We start from the raw sequence: 24,025 nt of genomic DNA on the forward strand, positions 1-24,025 counted from the left end.
TCCCACCCCCCCCCCCCCCACCACCCCCCCCCCCCCGCCGTTCCCGCCATCACCCCCACCACCCTCCACCCCACCTTCGCCTTCGTCCCCGCCCCGGCCGCCCTCGTCCGGGTCCTCCGGTCCCGGGCCCGTGCTGCCTGCGCACGGCCAGAGCAGCGCCGAGGCCCTGCGCAACACCGGCCGGGAGAACTTCACCCAGGCCCTGCACCGGGCCCGGCGCGAAGCCCGCGAGCGAGGTGACCTGCTGTGAGGAAGCTCTTCTGGCTGGCCGTCCTGGGGATCGGCGCCATGTCCTTGATGGTCCTGCCGCTCGGACTGGCCGCCGGCGGCAGCGCCACCGCGGACACCAGCAGCACCGCGACCGGAGCGCCGGGTCTGAACCCCGTCCTGGCCCAGGCCTACCAGCAGGCCGCCACCCGGGCGCCGGAACGCGTGCCCGCCTGCACGGGCATGACCTGGCAGATCCTGGCCGGCGTCGCCCAGGTCGAGTCGAACCAGGCCGCCGGGCATACCATCGCCGCCGACGGCCAGATCACCCCGCCGATCATCGGCCCCGCCCTCGACGGCACGGGCACCGGCGGCAACACCACCGCGGTGCGCAACGGAACCGGCTACGCCCACGCCCTGGGCCCCTTCCAGTTCATGCCCGCCACCTGGGCCGCCGACGGCATCAACGCCCGCGGCACCGCCGCCGCCCCCGACGTGCAGAACGCCTTCGACGCCTCGCTGACCGCCGCGGTCTACCTGTGCGGGAAGGGCCGCGACCTCACCCAGGCCACCCAGCTCCACGACGCGCTGTACTCCTACAACCACTCCGAGGCCTACGTCGCCCAAGTCGAGGCAGCGATCACCCAGTTCCAGCAACTCCCCACCACAGCCGCCGTCCCGGCCTCGGGGCGGGCCGCCGTGGTCATCGCGGCCGCCCTGGCCGAACGCGGCATCCCCTACTCCTGGGGCGGCGGCAATGCCCACGGACCCACCCGTGGCATCTGCTGCTCCCAGGGCGGACAGGACGGCAGCAAGGTCATCGGCTTCGACTGCTCCGGCCTGACCCTCTACGCCTACGCCCAGGCCGGCGTCACCCTGCCGCGCCTGGCCGCCGACCAGGCCGCAGTCGGCCGCCGGATCCCCGCCTCCGCCGGGCTGTCCGCGCTGCGCCCCGGCGACCTGGTCTTCTTCGGGCTGATCCCCGGCGACGACGCCTCCATCTACCACGTGGCGATCTATGAAGGGGGCGGCATGATGCTCGAGGCACCACGGCCGTCTGAAAATGTGAAGTCAGCCCCTGTGTGGTCGTACGACTATGCCGGTGGGGCGGCGGTCCTGTGAGGGCCCTTACCGCGCTGGCCGCCTCTCTCGCCCTGACCGCCACCGGACTGTGGCTCCTGCACACCCCCGCGCACCCGGCCGCCATCCCGCCCGCAACATCAACCACCGCCCCGACCACGGCAGTTTCCCCGCCGGCCGCAGTCGCAGCCGCCTCCTCCCCTCCGTCGCCTGCTGTCACCTCGCCCACCGCCGGCAGCATCCTCCCGTCGCGCGTCACGGCCGCCTCGACGCCCACCAGGGCGACCGCGACCTCTGGTGCTACCGCCGAGGCCGGGGTCCTGGCGCCGGGCGACGGGCCGGCCGGCGACCCGGCGGTCCAGACCCTGCTGGAGCGCAGCACCCCGAACAACCTGCCCGCGGTCCTCGAGCAGCAGTTGGCCCAGCTCGGCCGCCAGGTCTGGCTGGCCGACGTCACCGGCACCGGCCGCGCCCGGTGGCCCGCGTACTTCACCGGCCCCGGCTCCTCCGGCTACACCCAGGTCCGCGTCCAGGCCGCCATCGCCCGCCGCACCGGGACCACCGCGGTGACCGTGACCCTGCTCTGGGCCGGAACCTCACCGGGCGCAGAACCCCAGATCGGCCTGCCCGGCACCGTCAAACTCGTCCAACACTCCGGCGGAACCTGGGAGCCGATCCGATGACCGACACCGGGACGCTCCCGACCCTGCGACCGCTGACCGGCCGCATCCTGTTCCTGCTGCTGCGTCACCGCATCGCCACTACCGCCCAGCTGTACGAACTCCTGGCCGACCAGAGCGCCGACGCCGGCGAACTCGGCGGACGCCTCGAAGCACTCCGCGCCCAGTACCTGGCAGTGTGTCACCACGACGCCTGGCACCTGACCGAGGAAGGCCTGACCGTGGCCCGCACCCAGCCGGAGAGCCTGGGACTGTGCCCAGACCAGCCGATCACCGATCCGGCCTCGGCCGCCGCCCACGCCGCCGACGCCCTCGCGACCACCACGTTGGGCCTGCTGTTCCGGCGCCAGCACCACGCCGCGTACCCGGGCGACCTGTTCGCCTGGGACGCCCCGGCCGCGCACCACTTCAGGGATCGCGGCCACGCACCCGTGCACCTGCAGTGGACGGCGCGGTTGCGCACCTGCCGCCCCCACGTGCGGCCACTGCTGCCCATGGACGCCCTGGTCGACCTGCTGCCCCCCGACGCATCGCCGCAGACGGTCGTGGCGCGGCTGCGCGACTACAGCCGGTTCGAAGGCGGCGGACCACCCGGCACCACCACGCTGCCGGGGCCCTGGCGGCGCTGGTACCCCCGCGCCCCACACCTGCTGCTCATCGCCCACACCACCGACACCGAAACCGAGGCGCTGCTGGAGGCGTGCCGGGAACTGGCCGGCGGCGACCCGGACGTCGCCGGGCTACTGGACCGAGGTCGCGTCGGCCTGGCGGTGCTGTCCGATCTGGAACGCCACGGCACTGCGGCCGCCGCCTGGGCGACACCACACGACCCGAAGCGACACGTCTGGACCGACCTCCCTTCCGGTACTGGGGGTGGTGAACGGTGACGAGCAGGTTCACCGGGTGAGGAGGCAGGCGCCCGGGACGGCGGATAACGGCTACCACCCGGCGAACTCGGCGCGGTCAGCACGGGGAAGGCGCAGGGCCGCTGTGAGATCCTGTTGCGGCCGGTCCGTTGTGGATGCCTCGACAGCTCTCTACGGACCGGTTCTCCCATCCCAAAAACTTTCACCAAGTGTTGAAAGTTGAGGGTGCTCGGTGCCACACTGGACGTGTCGAGGCACCCAGCCACCGCCCGGTGACTGGCCACCACATCCAGGAGAGCCCATGGACGTCACCGTCCCCACGGTCCCGCACCCTCTGCACCCCGCCGCCTGCTGGCGCAAGATCCTCTCCGACCTGGACCCCGCCGCCGAAGGCGGCTACGCGGTCATCGGCCAGTTCCTCAACCCCGGCGACGTCATCGACACCCTGCCGGGCACCCTCCTGCTGACCGTCGACAAGGCCACCACCGGATGGGCCGACAACTACCACGGCAGCGGCCGCCACCGCGTCGAGGACGCCACCGTCACCGTCCACCTCGTCACCGACGACACCACCAACCCCCTCAAGGAACTGTGGTCGCGCCACTACAAGAGCAGCAAGAGCGCGTTCGGAGCCAGCACCATCAAGAAGCTCACCACGCTCCTGGCCAAGCACCCGGCCCCGCCGACCAACCTGCCCGTCGAGGTCATCCGCGAGGCCCAGCGCCCGGCCCTGGCCTCCGGAACCTGCCGCTGGTGCGAGAACCCGATCCCCAAGGGCACCGGTCACCGCGTCGGCCGCGGCGACGACACCGCCTTGGAGCACTACCAGAAGTGCCCCGAGCGCCGGGCCGCCACCGGCACCCCCTGCGCGCTGTGCGGCGTCACCGTCATCGCCGACCAGGCCCGCCAGGTCCTGATCCGCGAGTTCGGCGGCCACTGGCAGACCGAGCACCGCGCCGACGGCCTCGGATTCGACTGCCGCACCTGCGACATCATGTCGGCCGAGGACCAGATCGCCGAGCAGCAGATGATCCGCGAGCAGGAAGCCGCGAAGGCGGCGAAGGCGGCGGCCCGCAAGGAGGCCGCCCGGGTCAAGCGCGAGGAGAAGAAGGCCCGCGAGACCGCCCGCGATCTGAGCGAGCGCCAGCGGGTGTCACGGCTCACGCCCGTGTCGACCGAGCGCCGCGAGCTGTACAACAAGGGCCTGGGGCCGGGCCGGGGTCGGGCCATCCTCACCGAGTACACCGACGTCTACGCCGACGGCACCCGCATGCCCCGCTGGACCGTCGACGCCCTGGCCGACAGCACCGAGTACACCGACCTGGCCATCGCCCGCGCGTACTACCAGGACTACAAGTACGACGACGCCTACGAGGACTCCGCCCGGACTGCACCCGCGCCCCGTGCCGCCGGCCAGGCCTGCCCCACACCGCACGTGAAACACTGCGGGCACTGCGGCGGCACCGAGTCCGACGGCGGATGGATGGTGGCGAGCCTGGGCCTGGCCTGCGATGTCGACTGCTACACCGCCATGGCTGACGCTCGCGGACGCCACGACCGCCGCTACCACCCATACGAGGTGTGACCATGACCGATCCGGCCGACCAGTACCCGCTCAGCGCGGCCGAACTCGCGCGGCGCTACGGAGTCGACCGCTCCACCGTGTCCCACGCCCTGAAGACCGCTCGCGCCGCCCACGCCAAGGACGCCGCGAACCCCGCGCCGCCGGCCCCGGTCGTCACCGGGCCCGGCGGCCGCGGGCGGTACCTGCCGAGCGAGTTCGACCCCTGGTGGGCCCAGCGCCAGCCAACAGGCCGCCCCAGGAAGGCCCAGGACGCGAGCACCGACGGCGACTGAGCGTCAGCCGGTGATCGTGATCGGGACGGTGACGTGGCTCGCACGCCCACCGAGGATCACGGTCTCGGCGTCATCAATCGTGGCGATCGGGCCCGTGATCACCGAGACCACCCCCGCCTTGCGCACGTCCGGCACCCACGGACCCTTCGTCGGCAGCCCGCCGTCGTAGAAGACCAGACCATCCGGGAAGTGGATCAAGAGTTCGTCAGTGGACAGGTCCAGAGTGGCCGTCCAGCCCGGCGCAGGCTCGGAACCGAGCACGGGCGGCACCGCCAAGGGCTTCCCGCCACTGCCGCGCACCGCAACCTCGATCGCGTCGGCGTAGATCAGTTCCCCGCTCTCCGATACCCTGGACACGGTGTCGGGCTGGATCATCAGGATCGCCGGGGAACCGAGCAGGTGCAGGGATTGCGCCAGCAGCCGGGTCACTGGCGAAGTGGTGTGAACTCCGTGCTCGCCCACTGGTGCAGTGATCCGGCGCGGCTTGCCCCGCTTCTCGCGTCCCATGACCGAGGACTCTATCGGGCCCAGCACCGGCCCCGCCTCCCGTTCCGCAGGCAGGCGAACTCAGCCTCAACTGAACATCGTCAGCGGCGGGGAAAGGCATTCCCCGTGAGTGCAGACCAGGTCCGGGTCGACGTGTCGGCGCGCGGGTCCGGCCGGGGTGAGCGCCGCCAGTGCGACGGCGCTGGAAGCGGCGAGGAAGTGGCGGCGGTCCAACGGGTACTCCTGGTGGGCGGTCGGCGCTGAGCTGGGTGGTTTGGTGAAGCCGAGGGCGCGGGAGTTCCGGCCGAAGGTGGCGGTGAGCACCAGCATGGCCGGGTAGCGGGGCCAGCCCGGATCCGGGCTCTCCCACCGGCGGTAGGTGCGCACGGACACCGACCAGCCCGCGGCTGTCGCTGCTGAACCTCACCAGCGGACTCCGGGACTCCTTGACCGCCGGGGAGCTGAGCATAGAGATCGCCCGCCTGGTCGCCAAACCCCGACCAGCAGGCCGATGCTGTCCGCTCGGAACTGGCCAGGCGCGAGGACCGTCCGGCGGCACCGCAGGCGGCCATCGTGGTCACCCCACGCCGCGAGGACCGGCCCTTGCCCGCGGGCAAGGCCGAGACCCCGCGGACCGAAGGTGATTGCGGCGTAATCACCCAGCCGCCCCGAGCCGCAAGGGACGGACGGAAACGCCCCAGCCCGTGCGTCCCACCAGCGCCGCGCCGCCTGCGGCGACGACAGCGGGTGCGGACGACATCACGCACATGTCGCCGCCGACCCTGGCGGTGCTCGTCGGGTGGCTGAAGGCCACCTCCGATGAGCAGCTGGTCGAAGCACTCCTTCGGGCACGCCCCTCACCGGACCTGAACGAACTGATGAACACGCTCACCGGCCGTCTCGAAGAAGGCGGCCTGCGCGACGGGGCGCAGTGACCTGCCCGGCCGGTCGGGCGCCATCAGCGGACGCGGTCTCGGTGCCCAACTGGGCACCGAGACCTGACTGAAACCACCAGGGCAGGACGCCAGCAGTGTGCTACTCGGGCAGGCCGGGCACCCCGGTGGTGTCCGGGCCCGGGGCCAGGTACTCCTCCAAGGCCCGGCGTCGGAACGCCTTCATCTCCGCGGTGTCGTGGTCGCGACTGCTGCCGAGCAGGTCCCGGGCCAGGTCGCCGTACCCGGGTGCGACCTGGTGCCGGTTCTCCAGCTGGTCGATCAGGGTCCGCACGGCGGTCCGCTCGGGCCCTTGGGGCAGTTCGCGGCGCTGACGGTTCAAGACGTCGAGCAGGACCACCTGTCCGATGCGCAGGAAGTCGCGGTACTTGCTTCCGCCGGCGTCGAGCCGGGCGGTGGCCTGCTCGACGGTGAGTTGGCCGTTGCTGCGGTCGGCGAGCGCGGCTGCCAGGTACCGGGCCTCGGCCTGGTAGTGCTCCTCGACCAGGGCGGAGAGCTCGGCGTTGGGCATGTTCGGGTGATAGTCCGTCAGGCTCCGTCCCTCCTGGGTCCAATCGTGGGCCCAGGTGTCCGGGTGGCGCGGGCCCCAGGTCTCGGCGTACGGGTACGGACCGCCGGCCCCGACCCGCAGCAGGTCCGCGACCACGCCGACCCGGGAGCGTCCGCCGGTGAACCAGGCGGAGGAGGTCCAGCCCTCCTCCGGGGTCCAGACCACCAGCTCGTAGGTGGGCGGGTGCTTCTCCCCGTTCCGCCAGACCGGTTCGGGGGTGGGGCCGGCGGAGGCGGGGCGGCCGGGAGCCGGGGTGTCGAACGGCAGCCGGGGCAACGGCGGCCGGGCCGGGCTGGCGTCGGCGGTGTGGACCAGGTCGGGCAGGACGTTGAGGTACTGGTTGTGCTGCCAGACCTGGGCGCGGACGTAGCCGCACTCCGGCCGGGCGGTGGTCCGGTGGGCGACCGCGGCCTGGGCCAGCTCTTCAGCGTGGGCCTGTTCGGCGCACCAGGCCCAGACCTCCCAGCTGGGCGCGGTGCCGCTGTAGTCCTCGCCGGCCACCCCGTTGGGAATGTGGAAGACCCTGACCTCGTAGGGCAGGTCGGCGCTGACGGGCAGGGGGTTGAAGCCGTCGAGGATCTCGCCGTCGGCCTGCTCGACGCCCCAGCCGTTGTGGGCCCACTGCCAGCCCGGACTGCCCTCGGTCTCCCAGTGGACCAGCGGCCACAGCGCGGCGACCTGGACCAGCCCTTCGGCGGTCCGGTACGGCACCGGCACCCGGGTACCCTTGGTGAGGTCGGCCATGGCGTGGACCTGGTGCTCGTACTCGCGGATGCGATAGCCGCCGGCGGTGGCCTCGGCGATGCCCCACCGGTCCTCGTGGGCGGGCTGAGGGTCCAGCCAGATGACCCCGACCGTGGGGGTGCCGCCGTCGGCGATGATCTCGGACAGCGCGGTGACGATGTGCTCGTCCCAGCCGTAGCGAGCGACGTTGTCGGGGTGGGGCTGGACCCGCAGGGCGGTGGTGTACTTGGCGCCCTCGCGGACGGCGGCGCGGGCTCGCTTCGCGCTGGTGGGCTGCTTTTTCGGCATGACAGGTCTCCTCGGCGGGACTCCCACGCTGCCGCCGGTCGGATGCGTCATCACGGCCAGTACGCAGTCTGCTGAACGGTCGAACTCCGCGGGCCCCGGGAGACCTTGGCCGATGGGTGCCTGCGGCGTGGGCGCTGGCGTCGGCGGGCGGCAGTACGCGTCTGGCCGCTGCAAATAACGGTAGCGCCCGCCACTGACAGCGGCGGGCGCTACTTCTGAGGAGAATCTGCGGCTGATCTGAAGTCATCCGCTGCCAGGGCACGGGGGTGAGGTGACACGGCAGGCAGAGCGGGTGCCGGTGCGCGGCCTGCCACTGCAGAAGCTGTGCTCGATCCCGCGGACAGCGCCCTCGGCGGCGGCAGGGCAACACCAGATCGCTGCAAGCTCGTTGGAGAAGACATGAAGGTAAAGGATCACCTGCACGCCGCTAGTCGTCACCAGGCGCCGGAGGCGGTTGAGCTGGCAGTTCAGGAGCTTCGGAGCGCCACCACGTCGGCTGCGGCGGCGGCGCGGGGAGCAGGCGTCGGCTACTTCGAGATCGGCCGCGCCCTAGGTCTGATCGAGGACGCGGCGATCATCCTCACCGTCGCAGCCGCTGCGGTATCACCGGCTGTGGGATAGAAGCAGGGCACTCATCCGTCGTTATCCGGCTCCGCCGCTCTCCAGCACCGAGGCGATCTCGTCCGGGAGCGCTCCGGTGAGCCAGCCTGGAACCGGCCCAAGGCCTTGGACTGCTGCCCTCATCTGGCTCCAGAAGTCGTCCTCGCCCGAATCGATCGCGGCAGCCAAGGCGTCAGCATCGAGGCCATCTCGGTACTGGCCGAGGAACACGAGGAAGCCGGGGTCCTCGGCCATGTCGGCGAAGATCGGTCCCATCCACGCCAGGAGCCGCTGGAGTCGTTCCACCATCCAGCAGGCGTCCGCCTCGGAGACGTCGTCGGGGTGCAGCAGCGAGCCGTCCGCCGCCAGGTCGACGTAGAGTCCCCGGAACTTCGTCTCATTGCTCCGCGCGGCGGCCGCGTCGACTTCCGCCATCAGGTCGGCCACAGCAGCGGGGGCGTCCTGGTCAACCAGGCCCCGCAGTACGAGGTGGGCAAAGCCCGCCTTGACCGTGTGGCCGTTGAACCACTGGTCGAACTGCCGCGCGGGAAAGTCGCTGCGGTACGGCAGGGGGATCCCGACGACGGTCATGCACAGCTGGGCTTTCCCCAGTTCCTCGAAGCCGAGCGCCGCGTTGGCGAAGGCTTCTGCCCACTGGCCACCGTCGAACAGCAGCGTGGCGGCCCTCAGCTTGCGGGCGGCGCTCTCGCAGGCTGCAGAGGCCAGGCGGACGAGTTCGTCGTCGTCTGGAATCCGAACGTTCTTCTTGCCCATGAGTAATCTTCGCACCGGCGACGCCCTTCCCTCAACGGGTTTCGTCATGGACAAGCGCGTCGCCGGGCGCGGGCACCCGCCGGGGCCGGGAGTGGATTCCCGGTCAGCCGGTAGGAGGTGTTGGGTCTGTCAGGTCCGATCGCCTCTGGCTGGATGGAGGCCAAGGCCCGCGCCGACACGGGCCTGGCGGGGTCCGCAACAACGGCTCGCCATCACGGCCTGCCCCGGGTCTTCCCGGGCACAGCGGTGCCCCCGGTCAGCTCGGCCGGGGGCACCGTACCGCCTGAGGGTCAGAAGCCTTGGTCGGCGGCGATGGCAGCGATCTTCTCGGCGAGGGCGAGGTCCAGCTCGGTGATGGCGTTCCCGGCGTCGTGGGTGTTCACCTTGAACGCCATGGTGCCGTAGACGATGTGGACGTTGGCGTGGTGGTTGAGCTCGTCCTCGGCGGCGGCCACGGCCGTGTAGAAGGGCAGCGCGTTCGCCCGGCCGACCTTGTAGGTGGCGGTGAGCTCGTCGCCCTCGCGGGTCCAGCCTTCGGCCTTGGCAAGTCCGGCGGTGATCTGGTCGTCGCTCAGCGGCTCCGGCACGGTGTTCCTCTCGGTAGGGCGGGTGATGGGGTCAGGCGGCTGTGGGGGCCAGGGCCTCGTCCAGGTCCTGGCCGAGCGGGTGGTGCTGCCACGGCTTCATCTCTGCCCGTAGGCGGACCAGTTCGGCGCGGTGGCGGGCGGAGCCGGTGTCGGCTGCGATGAGTGCGGATTCGCGGGCGAGGTTGATCGCGTGCTCCGGTTCGCCGAGTGCGGCGGTGGCCTGGCGCGCAAGCTCGCCACTCTCGGGCTCACCGCGGCCGACTTCGGGCTGGAGGAGGTCAGATCTGCTGGTCCTGGCCGTCATCGAGCAGGAGCACCGTGAGGGCGGCCTCGCCTAGCGCCGCTGGCCGGCTCCCGCAGCTGGTGCTCGCGGGCTACGGCCCCGGTGGGGATCTCATCGTCCTGGCCGGAGGGGAGGGCGGGGGCCACGGTGTAGACCGGGACGGTTTCCAGGCTGGTCATGGCGTGCGGAGCACGTTGCGCCAGGTGGATCACCCGGCCGCCCTCGAGGCGGGAGCGCATGTCGGTGATCTCGTAGGGCCGGCCGTCCAGCATGATCCACATTCCCAGCTGGAGGGCTCCGGTCCGGACCGGCTGCGGGGCGACCAGCCGGCGGCCGTCTGGGAGTTGGTAGAGCTGAGCCGCAGGGGCTGGGGTACGGGTGTGCGTGTCCCACCTGGGCGACTGGGCTGCGGGGTTCACAGCGTGACCTCCCACTGTCCTCGGCGCAGTGTCGTCTGTCCGTCGGGCGTGATGGTCACCCGTGCGCCGTAGACGGGCAGCGATCCCTCCTGGAGCCACCGGCGGCGGATCCGGTCCAGGATGTCCCACAGGCGGCGCGGGCCGCCCTGGTGGACCATGGCGCCAGTGGCCCCGGCGGGCATGGTGGCGCGGGCCCATGACCCGTCAGCGTGGAGCATCCAGGCGGTGATCCGGCCGTCCTCGTCCAGCTGCAGCCGGTGCTCGATCCCCGGCGCGGTGACCGTGAGCATCGACCACACCTCCCACGCCTGGGGGACGTTGATCACGGGGTAGGGGCTCTGGGTGATGTCCTCGCCGTCCTGCTCGCGCACCTGGGCGAACATGCTGTTCAGCATCGCCGGGTAGTCATCGGCGGTGCGGGTGGTCATGAACGCCGCCCGGTCCCATTCGATGCGGCCGGAGGCCCCGCCGTCGGGCTGCTTGTCCGCGGTGAGGATGAGCCCGGTGTTCGCCAGGGTGGTGACCATCCGTCCGGCGGGCCGCAGCGCGGCGAGCCACGATACGGGGATGCGGGGCACGGAGACCATGGACACGATCCGGTCGTACTGGTCGGGCAGCTCGCCGGCGGCGTCGCCGGTGACCACCTGCGGGCGCAGGCCGATGCTGTGCAGCCGCTCGGTGGCCGCCTCGGTGAGGTAGGGGTCGATGTCCAGGCTGGTGACGTTGGCGTCGCCCAGGCGGTAGGCGGCCAGCGCGGCGCTGTAGCCGGACCCGGTAGCCATGTCCATCAGCCTGGTGCCGTGGGACATCCGGCCGTGCCGGAACATGGCGGTGACCAGTCCCGGGTTCGTGGACGAGGAGGTGGGCACCCCGACCACCGGAGCATCGGCGGCCGCGTGGTCGGCGTGCACCGCACCGACGCGGGTCACCAGCGTCGTGTCGGCGTACGTGGCGTCCACCCACGCCGTCTCATCGGATGGGCCGTCGGTGACCGTCCATCCGGTGGGGCCGGCGCTGAACCAGCGGGGAACAAACAGGTGGCGGGGAACATGGGACAGGGCACGGAACCAGCCGGGCCCGGGCGTGGACAAGGTGCGGGCGAGCCGCTCGGCGGCGGGCTGCCAGTCCAGGTGTTCCATTACGCGATTCCTTCGAGTTCGTCGGCCAGGGCTTCGGCGATCGGCAGCCCGGTCGCTCCTTGGATCCAGTCCCACTGACCGCAGGGATTGACCTCGAGGAACCAGTGGCGCCCCTGGGGGTCAACGACGAAGTCGGCCGCACCGTAGCGCAAGCCCAGCCTGGTCATCATCCGGCGCACGCCCGCGGCCACGTCGGCGGGGATGTCGGTGACCGCGTAGGTCAAGGCGCCGTAGTCGCTGCGCCAGTCGACCCGCGCGGCCGCACTGCCGGCGTACACCGCGGCCGCCAGCATCCGCTCCCCCACCACCGTCAGCCGCACCTCGTACGCCTTCTCCACCCAGGCCTGGAACAAGTGCGCGGTGGCGTCGACGCCGCGCAGGTCCGCCAGGTCCGATGGAGAGAGCTTCCGGGTGTAGACGGTCTTGAGGAGTCCCTCCTCAACGATGATGGGCGACGCCACCGGCTTGCTGACCAGCGGGCCCGGGACCTGCTCCGCGAACGACCGCACAGCCTCAGCCTGATTGGTGATCAGCGTCGGCGGGATACGCAGGCCGGATGCCCGGGCAGCGGCCAACTGGACCGGTTTGTACTCCGCTCTCGCCATGGCGGTCGGGTGGTTCACCCACCGGCACTCCAGCGCGCTGAGCACCCCGCCGAGGCCAGCCCGGGCCTGGGCCGCCGCGAACTGCTGCTCAGGCCCCGACATGGCCTCCGAGATCCCGAAGGGGCCCGGGGCGCGGTAGTACACCGCGCCGACCCGAGCCAGGTCCACCGTGCGCCAGTCGGTGCTGAGCTCTCCGGCCCATCCGTGCTCTTCGTCGATCCGGCCGGCCAGGGCGAGCTGCTGGGGGAAGTCCGTGGTGTCCATGCGGAACACCTCGCTGCCGCGCGCGCCCAGGGCGGCGACCACGCGGTCAGTGGGCCAGTCGTCGGCGGCGGCGATGACCAGGATGGGCACACTCATCAGTCCTTGGGCCCTTCGTCCAACGGCGGCGGGTTGTCGGGGTCCCCGTCGGGCACCGTGGGGGTGTGGGTGTTGGCCATACAGGTCAACAGTCCGCCGTCGCTCGCCAGGGAGACCTGCTGGGTCTGGTCGTAGACGCAGGCGGGCACGGCCACCGCGCCGGTCGAGTCCGGCACGGTCGCGAACCGCAGTGCCCACGGGCGCACGTCCGGTCCCGAGGGCGTCTCGTTGCTGTGCAGGTAGCGCCCTCCTGGCGGGGTGAGCGGGAACGCCTGGTGCGACGGTCCTATGGGTGTCGTCATTGGGGATCTCCTGTTCTCGATCTGACGACCCGTCCGGCGGATGCGCCGGTCGGAAGCTCGGCAGCCGGGTCGTTCGGCCCGGTCCGGAAATCGCCGCTGGGCTGGGCGGGCGAGGCGCTGAACTGAACGTGAACGCTGCCCGCGGTCCACTCACAGGCGTAGGGAATCCCGTCGGACAGCCAGGTCAGCACGTCGTAGAGGGCGGCAGTGTCGGCAAGCCAGGCAGCGGCCTGGCACTGTCCCTCGGCCTCCATGAGAGCGGCCATCGCCCTGACCCTGCGGCGAATCCACCGCATCGCCTGCCCGGGTAACTCCACATGACCGTCCTCACGGAGCAGCGCGGAGTCAGGGCCGAAGTCAGTCACCGTGCTGAGGTAGGCCACCTTGATCCCGCCCGGCGGGCCCGGCGGGTACATGTCCCTCTGCTCAGTCGGCACCCGGGCCGATGGAGTGTCTGCGGGACCGGTTACCGGCATGCCGTTCACCTCGTGGCACTGCGGGGCCACGGGCCTGACCGTCCAGCGGAGCCGGTGGCCCTGGTTCTCGATCGCCAGCGCGACCGGGCGACCGGCCCGCAGGTCCTCCAGGGCGCCTCGGTGGCCCTCCTGGATCCACTGCCACACAGTCTCGCCGGCGGCGGGCTCCAGGGGCTGGGAGCCGATCGTCCTCAGGGAGATCCGCATCCACCGCACCGCAGCCTCCGGCGTGGCCGCCGCATAGCGAACGTGCCGTACTGGGGTGAGGGAATCCGGCGGAGGAGTGTGGAAGCACTCGGCGAGAAAGCCCGACGAGGGAAGCTGTGAGGTCATGATGCCTCACGCTCCCGGGCCCGACTGAGCTGCAGGGGGACTGGGGTAATCGGTTTGGCGGTCACGACCAGCCCCGTGACGACGAAGTGGGTGTTCAACACGATCCACCGCCATTCGCTGGGTCGGTGATGGGCGGAATCGCGATGGGGCGGATGGTCAGCGCGTACTCGGCCGACTCCTCGTAGACCGTTAGGTCGTACGTGATGCCAACCGTCAGTTGGTAGAGGGCCTTCGCAAGCTCACGCTCGTCTTGCAGCCACCCGTCTATTACCCATGAGCCCGGCGGGTTGAGCTGCGGGCCGATGTCCTGGCCACGCTGGCGGGCCCACCGCATAGCGAGCCGAGGGGTGAGTGCGGCCGCGCCACCGAGCGAATACGCGGCGCCCGTGGCCGGGTTCGTGGCGAACCACTGGCACCAGTAGCTGAACGTGTCGTGCGCGGCGGCCTCGACCCCTGGCCGCTCCATCGTCAGCATGGTGTCCTGCTGAGCCGGCCAGGCTGCTGAATGTCGTCCTCGGGCACAATCCGCAGTGCCCACGCTTGAGTGCCCTCGGCAGATCGGGTCAGGCCCGACCTGGTCGCCTGCTTGCGTACCAGCGCCAGGCCCCGGCCGTGGACGCCCAAGGGATCGCGTCGGCCCGGGGGCTTCCACCGGCCGGTATCACGCACGGTCAGGTGGACGGTTCCCCCGCACATCGTCAGCGTCAGCGATACGTCAGAACTACCGGAATGACAGACCGCGTTGGTGACCAGCTCGGAAACGATCTCGCGGATCTCGAACTCGGATTCGCCACCGACCCCCCAGTGCCGCAGGACGGTAGCAGCGAACCTGCGCATCTGACGCGGAGCCGTCGGCCCTGCTGCTATCGCGCACGACGCCGCATAGCTGGTCAGACGCGGGCGCTGGTGGTCAACCTCCGCGGGGAGGCGTACGTCTCGTAACTGCTCTGCCGGACTGGCTGCCATGCCGTCCCCTCGGTCGCGCACGGATCGGGCGGAACATCCCGCCATCACGTCACTACATCCCGTAGTGAAATCCCTCTTAGAATGCTCCGTGCAATCCCATGACACAAGCCCATCAAAAAATTCCGCTTCCGATCGGAAGCGTCCGAGGATGATGGAGGGACCGTGTCCGATCACGCGGGCGACGATGCGGCAAACTTGCACCCAGCAAGTGCACGCCGACGACGCAGAGGAAGGCAGCGGATGAGCGATCCACAGGGACCGACCGTAAGACGGCGTCGCCTGGGCTCAGAGCTTCGTCGCCTGCGCGACCTCGCAGGCCTCCGGCTTGAGGACGTGGCCAAGGTTCTAGAGTGTTCCACCTCCAAGATCAGCCGCATCGAAACGGGGCAGGGCCTGGCCAAGGCCCTGGAACTTCGGGCCATGCTCGATCTCTACGGGGTGACCGACGAGGACGCCCGGCTGGTAATCAACGACATCCACCGGCGAGCGAGCGAATCCGGGTGGTGGGAGCAGGACGAGTACGAGGCGGTCCTTCCATCTGGCCTCGGCGTCTACGTGGGACTGGAGTACGACGCCCGCCTGGTGCAGTCCTGGGAGCTCTCCTGGGTAACCGGGCTGCTGCAGACACCCGACTACGCCCGAGCAGTCATGAGCAGTAGCCGCGTTGGCCAGTCGGACGAGGTCGACAGGCTCGTCGACGTGCGTATCGAACGGCAGAAGCGGCTCACCGCTTCGTCCGACCCGCTGGAACTGTGGGCAGTAATGGATGAGTCCGTATTCAGGCGCCCGATCGGCGGACCGGATGTGGTCCGCAACCAGATCCGGCACATCCTCGAACTGGCGGAGCTCCCGAACGTGAACGTCCAGGTCTGCCCACTATCCAAAGGGATGCACCCGGGCCTACGGGGTTCGTTCTCCATCCTGGAGTTCGGGCCAGCCGATCCGCGGGTGGTGTACGTGGAGGCACCCAGCGGAAACCTCTTCGTCGAACGGGACTCGCAGGTGAGGGCATTCCGCAGCTCCTACACCGCGTTGACGGCCATCGCGCTCGACCCATCCGAATCCGCGGCGCTCCTGCAGCGTGTCGCAAAGGAGAAATGACCATGGAACAACCCATCGACCTCACCTCGCTGCGCTGGTTCAAGTCCAGCTACAGCGGCGACCAAGGTGCCTGCGTTGAGATAGCCCACACCTCGACCGGCAGCGTCGCAGTCCGCGACTCCAAGCAGAACGACAGGCCTGGACAGCAGGTCTTCGAGTTCGACGGGGCCGCATGGCAGGCGTTCGTCAACGGCGCCCGCAACGGAGAGTTCGACCTGCCGGTTGCGTGACAGCAGGGATGGCGAAGGGCTGCACCGCGTACGCGGTGCAGCCCTTCGCCATCCCTGGAACCCAGCAGATCAACGCTGACCTTCTGCCAACGGCCTGGTCATCGTTCACCGTGAGTCTCACAGGCCTCTACAAGGGGGGGACTTGCCGGAGTTCCCGCCGACGACCGAGGCCCGGTTCGGGTGGGGAGGATCCCTGAGCAGGGGCTAGTCCAGGAGGCGATCGTCATCGATGTCGATGGTGATCGTGCCCGGGGGATAGTCATGATGGCGAGCGGTCAACAGCAGGTCCGCTTCGGGACGGTGAGCACTGGGCAAGGTGGCGTACAGGGCGTGGGCGGTATCCGGGGCGCCGTATCCGTCGCGAACCATGGCTGCCACCGCAATGGCAGCGACCGGGTCCAGTGCCTCGATGTCGATGCCCGGCAGCGACAGGGCGTGCAGTCCAGCGTCCGCTTCGGCGACCTCGGCCTGCATCAGGCACAGCGCCGGCACCAGCAGGTGCCGGAACGGCGACCGGGCCGCATTCTCGGCAATCCGCGCGAGCTTTCGATGCCCTGAGGCCAATGCCGTCACCGCGCTGGTGTCCAGGATGATCACGCTGCTCCTCGGAGCGCGTCCCGTGCCTTCTCCGCAGCGATCTCGTAGACCCGGTCCAGGGCGCCCGGGGTCGCGTCGAACTCGGCGTCGGTTAGAGGGACGCCCATCTTCTCCCGCAGGACTCGCCGAGCCTCACGTGCCCGCTGATCCGCCTGCTGAACGGTTAGCTGCTCCGCTGCCAGCGCCGTGACCAGGGCGCCGATCGTGGTCCCGCGCTCCTTCGCCAACGCTGCCAGGTGGTCGCGGGTCGCTTCAGGAACTTTGATCGTCGAGTCAGCCATGCCTCCACGGTACACCAGAAGTACACCGCCAGTAGAGAATGCGCCGATCACCCAGCAGCGTTCGACTCGTGACCGGCTGGTCGCCTGGCCAGAGGACCGCACTCCCCGCGGCAGATCGCAGCGAGCGCCTTCGTCCAGGCGCCGCGACCGATCGCCGGGAGCCGGCGCGCGATGCCGTCGCGGCGCTGAGCCAAGGCCGCGTCGACCTGGCGATGCTGGCCAACCTGGACCGCTACGGCACCACGGCCACGGTCAACTGAGCGACACCACACGGCCGGAAGATACAGGTGTGAACGGACCTCCCCTGCGGTAGAGGGGGTGGTGAACGGTGAAGAGCACATCAGTCACCGTTTTGTCGTCCTCCCGGGTGAATTCGGCTGCTTTCTCACCCGGCGAAAGCGAACGTCATATGCGGAAAGTGCATCTGACGTGGCATCACAGGTCGAACGGATCCGTCGAACGCTGCCACGGCCCGCCACACAAAGCGCTACGATCCGGACAAGATCGCTCCACAAGGAGTGAAAGGGGGATTCTCAAGGTGACACCGCGCCCTCGGTCCTTCGGCTACGCACGGACCCGTACACGTCAGAGCACCCTCGCGGCGGCTGCCGTCGGGGCGGCCCTACTGCTCTCCGCCTGCGGCGGCGCGAGCGATCAGCGCTCGGCCGACACCGCTTCCCCGTCCGCACTCGCATCAACATCGCCCAGCACGGTGCCCAGCGCATCACCGACGTTGAGCGCGATGGACATGGCGAAAGCCAAGGTGCTGTTGGCCTACCAGGGGTTCTGGAAGCTCCAGGAGGAGGCCTACTCCAGCGGCAGCCTGGACGGGCTGCCTATCAACACCTACGCCCTGGGCCAAGCGGCCGCTGACATCCGCAGCACACTGCAGTACTACCAGTCGCAGCACGAGGTGATGCGCGGTCACCCCGTCCTGACGCCGACGGTCTCGGCCCTGGACACCGCAAAGAAGACTGCGACCATCACTGACTGTATCGACACCAGCAACTTCCTCCCAGTCGACGCGACCACGGGTAAACCGGAGAAGCTGACCTCCGATGTACATCGCCATCCTTGGACGTTCACCGCCACTTTCGACAACGTCCAGTGGTACATCGTCACGGGAACGATCGATCGGGCCCGTACATGCTGAAGGTTCCCTCGCTCTTGAGTTGCGCCGGGGCCCTACTGATAGCTGCCTGGGCACTTGCCCCGGTGGCATCCGCCAGTAGCGGGACCGGCGTTGGGTGCGGTGCATTCTCCGGTGACTGCAATGTGTCTGCCGGCGGAAGCTCCCCACCTAGCGGGGGCGCAACCGGATCAGCGTCCGCCACCAGCGGTGGTGGTGGCGGAGGCAGTTCCTCATGCAGCTTTCACGGCCAGCCCTTCCCCTGCTACAGCGCTGCCAACGGATGGTTCGACCCGCAAGACGGGTGCTACTACCGACTGATGGACCCCCAGCCGACAGCGGACAGCACCCTGTGGGATGGCCATAGGCCCGGTGACGGGGCGGTGTACTCCGCCGTCTGCCCGCTACTCACGGGCAAAGGTCTTCCCGCTTTGCCGGGGCGATGGTTCCAGAACCCGCCCCCGGGCTACGGCGGCGCCGTAGACGTGGCCGCCCTGGCCCGGCAGGCAGTGAAGAACATGGCGCTAGTGGGGCCTGCGATCGGGATCGCGCCGAAGGTGGGCGGCAAGAGCGCCGTCGGTCTGCCGGTGTGGCTGTGGGACACCGTCACCCCCACGACCTGGGGTCCGAACACGGCGACCGCCGCGGCGGGCGGGGTGACCGTGACGGCGACCGGCAGTGCGACGCAGATCGTGTGGTCGATGGGCGACGGGTCGACGGTGACCTGCAACGGACCAGGCACGGCCTACCAGCCCTCCTTCGGCGACCAGGCCCCGGACTGTGGCCACACCTACTCCGTCACCTCGGCCGCGCAGCCCGGCGGCACGTACGCGATCACCGCGACGGCCACCTGGGTCGTCAACTGGACTGCGAACACCGGACAGCAGGGCACGATCACCGTCACCCGGCAGTCCGCCACGACAGCGGTCATCGGCGAACTCCAGGTCCTGAACACCCAATAAGCCCACGACGAGGAAGAAACCCGATGGCCATCACCCGGCAGCGACAGGCCCCGACCGACAACGGCCTGGCCCCCGCCCCTGTGCAGATCACCGAGACCGCGCCGCGCCGGGCCCGGCGCCCGATGCTGATGGTGGCCGGGATCGCGGTGGCAGCGGTGGGCGCCCTGGGTGCCTACACGATGGTCAACCAGGTCGGTAACCGCGTGGCGGTGATCGCGCTGGCCCATCCGGTGCCCAAGGGCCAGGTGCTGGTGTCCGCGGATCTGACGGTGGCCCAGGTCGCCCCCGACCCCGCGCTGCAGCCCATCGCCGCGGCCGACAGCAGCAGCGTGCTGGGCAAGACCGCCGCGGTCGACCTGCCCGCCGGCACCCTGCTGACCCGCTCCTCCGTCCAGGCCGGCGCGCCGTTGACGACCGGCAAGTCGGTGGTCGGGGTCCTGGCGAAACCCGGCATGATCCCGGCCGGACGGCTGCAACCCGGGCAGGCGGTGACCGTGGTGCAGACGCCCACCCAGAGCGCGGGCGGCAAGCTGCCGGTCGCGCCGTTGACGATCAGCGCCGTGGTGGTGTCGGTCAGCGCCGCGGACAGCAACGGCAACCAGGTCGTGGACCTGGCCGCCGACCCGGCCGACGCCCCGCAGCTGGCGGTGTGGTCGGCCGCCGGGCAGGACGCCATCGTGACCGCGGCGGGCCACTGATGTCGGTCATCGCCCTGGTGTCGGCCAAATCCAGTGCCGTGACCGTCAGCGCGCTGGCCCTGGCCCTCTCCGCCCCCAAGCGCACACTGCTGGCCGAGTGCGACCCGGCCGGCGGCACCATCCGCGCCGGCTACCTGCAGGGCCACAGCACCGCCGCCGTCGGCCTGCACCAACTGGCCACCGCGGAGCGCTCCGGCACCCTGGCCGACGCCTTCGACCAACACCTGGTCCCCCTGGACGGCACCGCCGGCCACCGCCTCCTGCTGCCCGGGCTGACCGACCCCACCCAAGCCCCGGCGCTGGCCGGCACCTGGGACCAGCTGGTGCGGATGTGGCCGGTCCTCGAAGGCGAGGGCTTCGACGTGGTCATCGACGCCGGCCGGCTACTGGTCGACGGCGGGGAGCTGAACGCCTCCCGCTTCCCCGCGCCGCTGCTGCGCCGCGCGGACGTGGTGCTGCTGGTGCTGCGGCAGAACCTGACCCAGGTGGTCGCAGCAGCACCGGCGGTCGCGGCGTTGCGCCGGGATCTGGGCCTGCACGGCACCGGCGCCGACGCCCTGGGGCTGCTCCTGGTGAGCGACCAGAAGTCTCCGAACTCCAGTGACATCTCCCGACACCTGGGGGTCGGCGTGCTGGCGCAGTTCGACCGCGACGAGGCGACCGCGCTCGCGCTGACCCACGGCCCCACCGGCCGGGGACTGACCGCACGCGCTCCCCTGCTGCGCCAGGCGCGCAGCAGTTGGGAGCAGATCAACGCGCTGGCCACCCGCCGCCAGGTGCAGCTGTCGCCCGGTGGCCAGGCCTCGGTGTACCGCAGTGTGCAGCAGGCGGTGACCCGTGGCTGACAGCATCCCGGGACCGGTGAACGGCTCCTTGGGTTCGGCCGGCCGGCGGCAGCGTTTCGCGGCCGCCCTGGCCCAGCCGCTGCCTCTGGCCGGCGTGGCCGCGGTGCCGGGCCAGGCCCTGCCTGCGGGCCCGGGCCAGGACGGGGTGCTGCCGGTGGGTTTCGAGGTGATCGCCGAGTTGCGGACCAAGGTGGCCGGACTGCTGGCCGCCGAGACCGCCGAGCAGCCGCTGTTGTCGGATGAGGACCGGCGCCAGGTCGGCTACACGCTGGTGCGCAAGGTGGTGGCCGGGTGGGCGACCGACTACGCCGCGGCCGCCCAGCCGCTCACCCGCGACCAGGAGGAGCTGGTACGCGCGTCGGTCTTCAACGACCTCTTCCGGGCCGGCCGGCTGCAGCCGCTGCTGGACGATCCGGGCATCGAGAACATCATGATCGACGGCCATGACGACGTGACGGTGGACTACGTGGACCGGCCCGCGGCCCGGCTGGCGCCGCTGACCGGGTCGGACGTGGAGCTGGTGGCGTTGATCAACCAGCTGGCCCGGACCCAGGGCATCGGTGAGCGGTCGCTGACGCCGTCGACGCCGACGTTGAACATGCGCCTGGCCGACGGGTCGCGACTGGCGGCCACATACCTGGTCACCGACCGGCCGCATGTGGTGATCCGCAAGCACCGGATGAAGCAGTCACGCCTGTCGGACCTGGTGGCCTGGGGCAGCATCGATCCCGCGTTGGAGCAGTTCCTGCGCGCCCTGGTCCTGGCCCGCAAGAACGTGTTCGTGGTCGGCTCCCAGGGGGTCGGCAAGACCTCTTTGCTGCGCGCGATGGCCCGCGAGATCCCGGCCGGCGAGCGCATCGGGACCCTGGAGTCGGAGTACGAGCTGTGGCTGCACGAGCTGGACAGCGGCCCCAAGGTGATCCCGTTCGAGGCCCGGGAGGGCAACGGCGAGAAGGGCCTGGACGGCTCCGCGTCCGGCGAGATCACCCTGGCCGACCTGTTCCCGCAGCTGCTGCGCATGAGCTTGCGGCGGATCATCGTCGGCGAGGTCCGCTCGGTGGAGGTCGTGCCGATGCTGCACAGCATGAACGAGAGCGAGGGCGGTTCGATGTGCACGTTGCACGCTCGCTCCGCGGCCTCGGCGATCGAACGGATCGTCACCTTGTCTCTGGAGTCAGGGATCGGGATGAGCGAGGCCCTTGCGTACCGGCTGATCGCGCAGGCCATCGACTTCGTGGTCTACCTGCGGCTGGTCGACGAGACCCCGATCGGCGGGCGCAAGCACCGGTTCGTGTCCCACGTCGTGGAGATCACCGGCCTCGGTGAGGCCGGCCGGCCGGCGCTGCAGACGGTCTTCGGTCCCAGGGACAGCGGCGGGCGCCGCGAGCCGCGGGCGGTGCCGCAGCTGACGCCGGCGTGCATCGAGGACCTGATGCGGGTGGGCTACGACCGTTCCTGGTTCCAGCATCCGTTCGGCGCCTGGCAGGCGCCGCTGACCACATTGAGGCCGCTGTGACGATCCAAGCGAGTGCCCTGATCGCCGCGCTGTGCGCGCTGCTGGCTGTGGCCGGGCTGGGCGTCGCCGTCGCCGGGGCGCTGGGCTGGGCCCCGGACGCGGCTCGGCGCCGCTCGCGTGCCGAACGCCGCCTGCAGAGCGTGCTGGGCGCGGACGGCGGCGGGGCGCGCCACCGGTGGTGGGCGGCACGCAGGGCTCGGGCCGGGGCGGCTGCGGTGGTGGCGCTACTGGTGTGGGCGGCCACCAGCTGGCTGGTGGCCGGGATCCTGACCGGCGCGGCGATCCTGGGCATGTCGTGGATGCTCAACCCGGGCAAGGACCACGCCGAGCAGATCAAACGGCTGGAGGCGCTGGAGGAGTGGGTGCGGCGGATGTCGGACATCCACACCGTGGGCATCTCGCTGGAGCAGGCCGTGGTCTCCAGCCTGCGCACGGCCCCGGCCCCGATCCTGGCCGAGGTGCGACTGATGGTCTCCCGGCTCGGTGCCGGGTGGCGCCCCGAGCAGGCCTACCGGGCGTTCGCCGACGACTTGGACGACCCGACCGCGGACATGGTCATCGCCCTGATGCTGCTGCACGTCACCGACCGCGGCGCAGGCCTGGGTCGGGCGCTGAAAGACCTGGCCGCCGCAGTGTCCGAAGAGGTCCTAATGCGGCGCAAGGTCGAGGCCGACCGGGCCAAGCCGCGGGCGAACGCGCGCTGGGTGACGATGTTCTGCCTGCTGGTGTTCGCCCTGTCGTTCTTCTCGGGCTCCTACGTCGCGCCGTATCACCGCTGGTACGGGCAGATCACCATGCTCGTCTTCGCCGCCGGATTCCTGGGCTTGTTGGTGTGGATGCGCCGGATGGCGAACCTGCGGCCGATACCTCGCTTCCTGTCGCCCGCCGACCGCACCCCTGCCACCAGCGACACCACCACCGTCACCGGGATCAGCGAAGGAGTCCGCTCATGATCAGCACTGCCCCGGTCCTGCTGGCCGGCGCCGCCGTCGGCGTGGGCGTCGTGATGGCCGTCGCCGGCGCCCTGCCCTCGCGTGCGGATGTGGGCGACGTGCTGGCGCGTATGGACGCCTCCCGCCTGGACGCCCTGGCCCCGCGCACCCCTCCCCCGGCCGCCGGCACTCTGGAACGCTGGGGCGGCGCGGTGCTGCGCCTGCTGGGCGAGCAGGTCCTGCGGGTGCCCACCCGGGAGTTGGGCATTTTGCGCGAGTCGCCCGCGTTGTTCGTGGGCCGCAAGCTGGCCACCGCCCTGTACGGGCTGGCGCTGCCGACCGTGGCCACCGTGGCGTTCGAGGCCGTCGGGGTGCACCCGCCGCTGGCGATCCCCGCGCTGGCCGGGCTGATCGCGGCCGCAGTGTTCTGGTTCATCCCCGACATCAGCATCCGCGGGCGCGCCGCCGAGGCCCGTACCGAGTTCCGCGCCGCGATCGCCTCCTACCTGGAGCTGGTCGGCCTGGAGCGGGCCGCGGACGCCGGACCCACCGAAGCCCTGCGCCGGGCCGCGGCGGTGGGCGACGGCTGGGTGTACGAGCGCATCCGCGACGCCCTGGTGCGCGCGGAACTGGCCGGCATCGCCCCCTGGGACGGGCTGCGGCAGCTCGCCATCGAGATCGACGTGCCCGAACTCGGCGCCCCCGCCGACATCATCGCCGTAGCCGGCGAAGAGGGCGCAGCGGTGTACTCCACCCTCAAGGCCCAGGCCGCATCCCTGCGCGGGGTACTGCTGACCGACCAGCAGGCCCAGGCCAACGAAGCCAGCGAAAAAATGATCATGCCGGTGGCCGGGCTGGTCATCCTCATGACCGTCTACATCGCCGTCCCCGCCATGCTCAACATCATCGCTTCCTGACCCGCCGTCACCGACACCAACCCAGACAAGGACACCCGCCGATGCTCATCCTGATGCTCGCCCAGCTCCGCTACCGCACCGACCAGCTGCGTGCCCACCTGGACGCCCAGGACCAGGACAGGGGCGCGCTGTCCATCGAACTGGCCCTCCTGGTCGGCGCCCTGGTCACCGTCGCCGTGATCATCATCGGCATCATCATCGCCAAAGTCACCTCCAAGGGCGCCGCCATCGGCTGAAGCGCGAGCCGCCCCCCGGGCTGTCC

33 protein-coding genes are annotated in these 24,025 nt (G+C 70.7%); 18 read left to right on the top strand and 15 right to left on the bottom strand.

Going from position 1 to position 24,025, the window contains the following annotated elements; genetic code table 11:
- Positions 1-246: 246 nt before the first annotated feature.
- The 5 genes from IF29_RS0133950 (at position 247) to IF29_RS0133970 (ending at position 4,690) form a co-directional block, all read left to right on the top strand.
- The gene (locus tag IF29_RS0133950; protein WP_051726386.1) at positions 247-1,329 is read left to right on the top strand and encodes a C40 family peptidase; all 1,083 of its coding nucleotides are present in this window, start codon (positions 247-249) and stop codon (positions 1,327-1,329) included.
- On the top strand, positions 1,326-1,970 hold the full coding sequence (locus tag IF29_RS0133955; protein ID WP_051726387.1) for a hypothetical protein: 645 nt from the start codon (positions 1,326-1,328) through the stop codon (positions 1,968-1,970). The genes IF29_RS0133950 and IF29_RS0133955 overlap by 4 nt, the downstream gene beginning before the upstream one ends.
- A complete protein-coding gene (locus IF29_RS0133960; RefSeq protein ID WP_030263387.1) occupies positions 1,967-2,854 on the top strand; it encodes a hypothetical protein in 888 nt (295 codons plus the stop codon). The genes IF29_RS0133955 and IF29_RS0133960 overlap by 4 nt, the downstream gene beginning before the upstream one ends.
- 280 nt (positions 2,855-3,134) lie before the next feature.
- Positions 3,135-4,418 (top strand): hypothetical protein, encoded by a 1,284-nt coding sequence (locus IF29_RS0133965; protein ID WP_030263390.1) that lies wholly within the window; start codon positions 3,135-3,137, stop codon positions 4,416-4,418.
- A gap of 2 nt (positions 4,419-4,420) precedes the next feature.
- Complete coding sequence (locus tag IF29_RS0133970; protein WP_030263393.1) at positions 4,421-4,690, top strand: helix-turn-helix domain-containing protein; 270 nt, start codon at positions 4,421-4,423, stop codon at positions 4,688-4,690.
- Positions 4,691-4,693: 3 nt separating this feature from the next.
- Here the strand turns inward: IF29_RS0133970 and IF29_RS0133975 are convergent, their stop codons facing one another.
- Positions 4,694-5,197, bottom strand: coding sequence for a hypothetical protein (locus IF29_RS0133975; protein ID WP_157624064.1), 504 nt, complete (start codon positions 5,195-5,197; stop codon positions 4,694-4,696).
- Positions 5,198-5,263: 66 nt separating this feature from the next.
- A complete protein-coding gene (locus IF29_RS0133980; protein WP_030263399.1) occupies positions 5,264-5,569 on the bottom strand; it encodes a hypothetical protein in 306 nt (101 codons plus the stop codon).
- Between the two features lie 311 nt (positions 5,570-5,880).
- Here IF29_RS0133980 and IF29_RS46450 point away from each other — a divergent pair, with 311 nt between their 5' ends.
- Positions 5,881-6,111 (top strand): hypothetical protein, encoded by a 231-nt coding sequence (locus IF29_RS46450; protein WP_157624066.1) that lies wholly within the window; start codon positions 5,881-5,883, stop codon positions 6,109-6,111.
- Between the two features lie 100 nt (positions 6,112-6,211).
- Here the strand turns inward: IF29_RS46450 and IF29_RS0133990 are convergent, their stop codons facing one another.
- Positions 6,212-7,711, bottom strand: coding sequence for a hypothetical protein (locus IF29_RS0133990; RefSeq protein ID WP_030263401.1), 1,500 nt, complete (start codon positions 7,709-7,711; stop codon positions 6,212-6,214).
- A 399-nt stretch (positions 7,712-8,110) separates the two neighbouring features.
- Between IF29_RS0133990 and IF29_RS0133995 the strand changes: the two genes are divergently transcribed.
- Complete coding sequence (locus tag IF29_RS0133995) at positions 8,111-8,332, top strand: hypothetical protein (RefSeq protein ID WP_030263403.1); 222 nt, start codon at positions 8,111-8,113, stop codon at positions 8,330-8,332.
- A 21-nt stretch (positions 8,333-8,353) separates the two neighbouring features.
- Here the strand turns inward: IF29_RS0133995 and IF29_RS0134000 are convergent, their stop codons facing one another.
- The 10 genes from IF29_RS0134000 to IF29_RS49110 all read right to left on the bottom strand — a co-directional run bounded on the left by IF29_RS0134000 (position 8,354) and on the right by IF29_RS49110 (position 14,600).
- Positions 8,354-9,085 carry an AbiV family abortive infection protein gene (locus tag IF29_RS0134000; protein ID WP_030263404.1) on the bottom strand — a complete coding sequence of 244 codons (732 nt, stop codon included), beginning with the start codon at positions 9,083-9,085 and terminating at the stop codon, positions 8,354-8,356.
- Positions 9,086-9,375: 290 nt separating this feature from the next.
- Positions 9,376-9,672: a 4a-hydroxytetrahydrobiopterin dehydratase gene (locus tag IF29_RS0134005; RefSeq protein ID WP_030263406.1), complete on the bottom strand. Its 297-nt coding sequence runs from the start codon at positions 9,670-9,672 to the stop codon at positions 9,376-9,378.
- 31 nt (positions 9,673-9,703) lie between these two features.
- Positions 9,704-9,976 (bottom strand): hypothetical protein, encoded by a 273-nt coding sequence (locus tag IF29_RS0134010; RefSeq protein ID WP_051726388.1) that lies wholly within the window; start codon positions 9,974-9,976, stop codon positions 9,704-9,706.
- Positions 9,973-10,374, bottom strand: coding sequence for a hypothetical protein (locus IF29_RS0134015; RefSeq protein WP_157624067.1), 402 nt, complete (start codon positions 10,372-10,374; stop codon positions 9,973-9,975). Before IF29_RS0134015 ends, IF29_RS0134010 begins: the two co-directional genes overlap by 4 nt.
- Positions 10,371-11,513 carry a methyltransferase domain-containing protein gene (locus tag IF29_RS0134020; protein ID WP_030263414.1) on the bottom strand — a complete coding sequence of 381 codons (1,143 nt, stop codon included), beginning with the start codon at positions 11,511-11,513 and terminating at the stop codon, positions 10,371-10,373. The genes IF29_RS0134015 and IF29_RS0134020 overlap by 4 nt, the downstream gene beginning before the upstream one ends.
- Entirely contained in the window at positions 11,513-12,478 is a 966-nt protein-coding gene (tgmB, locus tag IF29_RS0134025) for an ATP-grasp ribosomal peptide maturase (RefSeq protein WP_037597647.1), read from the bottom strand. The genes IF29_RS0134020 and tgmB overlap by 1 nt, the downstream gene beginning before the upstream one ends.
- Positions 12,478-12,780, bottom strand: a complete 303-nt coding sequence (gene tgmA, locus IF29_RS0134030; RefSeq protein ID WP_030263427.1) for a putative ATP-grasp-modified RiPP — start codon at positions 12,778-12,780, stop codon at positions 12,478-12,480. The genes tgmB and tgmA overlap by 1 nt, the downstream gene beginning before the upstream one ends.
- On the bottom strand, positions 12,777-13,463 hold the full coding sequence (locus IF29_RS42620) for a hypothetical protein (protein WP_157624068.1): 687 nt from the start codon (positions 13,461-13,463) through the stop codon (positions 12,777-12,779). Before IF29_RS42620 ends, tgmA begins: the two co-directional genes overlap by 4 nt.
- Positions 13,464-13,683: 220 nt before the next feature.
- Positions 13,684-14,064 (bottom strand): hypothetical protein, encoded by a 381-nt coding sequence (locus IF29_RS44050; protein ID WP_051726390.1) that lies wholly within the window; start codon positions 14,062-14,064, stop codon positions 13,684-13,686.
- On the bottom strand, positions 14,058-14,600 hold the full coding sequence (locus tag IF29_RS49110; protein ID WP_380524510.1) for an ATP-binding protein: 543 nt from the start codon (positions 14,598-14,600) through the stop codon (positions 14,058-14,060). Before IF29_RS49110 ends, IF29_RS44050 begins: the two co-directional genes overlap by 7 nt.
- A 195-nt stretch (positions 14,601-14,795) precedes the next feature.
- Between IF29_RS49110 and IF29_RS0134050 the strand changes: the two genes are divergently transcribed.
- Positions 14,796-15,656, top strand: coding sequence for a helix-turn-helix domain-containing protein (locus IF29_RS0134050; protein WP_030263436.1), 861 nt, complete (start codon positions 14,796-14,798; stop codon positions 15,654-15,656).
- 2 nt (positions 15,657-15,658) lie between these two features.
- The gene (locus IF29_RS0134055) at positions 15,659-15,886 is read left to right on the top strand and encodes a DUF397 domain-containing protein (RefSeq protein WP_030263440.1); all 228 of its coding nucleotides are present in this window, start codon (positions 15,659-15,661) and stop codon (positions 15,884-15,886) included.
- A 204-nt stretch (positions 15,887-16,090) separates the two neighbouring features.
- Here IF29_RS0134055 and IF29_RS0134060 read toward each other — a convergent pair whose 3' ends face one another.
- Positions 16,091-16,483 (bottom strand): PIN domain-containing protein, encoded by a 393-nt coding sequence (locus IF29_RS0134060; protein WP_030263443.1) that lies wholly within the window; start codon positions 16,481-16,483, stop codon positions 16,091-16,093.
- Entirely contained in the window at positions 16,480-16,764 is a 285-nt protein-coding gene (locus tag IF29_RS0134065; RefSeq protein ID WP_030263445.1) for a hypothetical protein, read from the bottom strand. Before IF29_RS0134065 ends, IF29_RS0134060 begins: the two co-directional genes overlap by 4 nt.
- Positions 16,765-16,832: 68 nt before the next feature.
- Between IF29_RS0134065 and IF29_RS0134070 the strand changes: the two genes are divergently transcribed.
- The 9 genes from IF29_RS0134070 to IF29_RS0134110 all read left to right on the top strand — a co-directional run bounded on the left by IF29_RS0134070 (position 16,833) and on the right by IF29_RS0134110 (position 23,999).
- Positions 16,833-17,024 (top strand): hypothetical protein, encoded by a 192-nt coding sequence (locus tag IF29_RS0134070; protein ID WP_030263456.1) that lies wholly within the window; start codon positions 16,833-16,835, stop codon positions 17,022-17,024.
- Between the two features lie 488 nt (positions 17,025-17,512).
- Positions 17,513-17,917, top strand: coding sequence for a hypothetical protein (locus IF29_RS0134075; protein WP_157624070.1), 405 nt, complete (start codon positions 17,513-17,515; stop codon positions 17,915-17,917).
- A 407-nt stretch (positions 17,918-18,324) separates the two neighbouring features.
- Complete coding sequence (locus IF29_RS46455) at positions 18,325-18,855, top strand: ATP/GTP-binding protein (RefSeq protein WP_157624071.1); 531 nt, start codon at positions 18,325-18,327, stop codon at positions 18,853-18,855.
- Between the two features lie 23 nt (positions 18,856-18,878).
- Positions 18,879-19,553, top strand: coding sequence for an SAF domain-containing protein (locus IF29_RS0134085; RefSeq protein WP_030263464.1), 675 nt, complete (start codon positions 18,879-18,881; stop codon positions 19,551-19,553).
- Positions 19,553-20,398, top strand: a complete 846-nt coding sequence (locus IF29_RS48110; protein WP_051726393.1) for a CpaE/TadZ family protein — start codon at positions 19,553-19,555, stop codon at positions 20,396-20,398. The genes IF29_RS0134085 and IF29_RS48110 overlap by 1 nt, the downstream gene beginning before the upstream one ends.
- A complete protein-coding gene (locus IF29_RS0134095; RefSeq protein ID WP_051726394.1) occupies positions 20,391-21,914 on the top strand; it encodes a TadA family conjugal transfer-associated ATPase in 1,524 nt (507 codons plus the stop codon). The genes IF29_RS48110 and IF29_RS0134095 overlap by 8 nt, the downstream gene beginning before the upstream one ends.
- The gene (locus IF29_RS42625) at positions 21,911-22,867 is read left to right on the top strand and encodes a type II secretion system F family protein (protein WP_051726395.1); all 957 of its coding nucleotides are present in this window, start codon (positions 21,911-21,913) and stop codon (positions 22,865-22,867) included. Before IF29_RS0134095 ends, IF29_RS42625 begins: the two co-directional genes overlap by 4 nt.
- Positions 22,864-23,763, top strand: a complete 900-nt coding sequence (locus tag IF29_RS0134105; protein WP_030263481.1) for a type II secretion system F family protein — start codon at positions 22,864-22,866, stop codon at positions 23,761-23,763. Before IF29_RS42625 ends, IF29_RS0134105 begins: the two co-directional genes overlap by 4 nt.
- A 41-nt stretch (positions 23,764-23,804) precedes the next feature.
- Positions 23,805-23,999 (top strand): hypothetical protein, encoded by a 195-nt coding sequence (locus tag IF29_RS0134110; RefSeq protein ID WP_030263483.1) that lies wholly within the window; start codon positions 23,805-23,807, stop codon positions 23,997-23,999.
- The last annotated feature ends 26 nt before the right edge of the window (positions 24,000-24,025 follow it).

Origin of the sequence: Streptacidiphilus jeojiense (genome assembly GCF_000719095.1) — a bacterium.
GTDB lineage: Bacteria > Actinomycetota > Actinomycetes > Streptomycetales > Streptomycetaceae > Streptacidiphilus > Streptacidiphilus jeojiensis.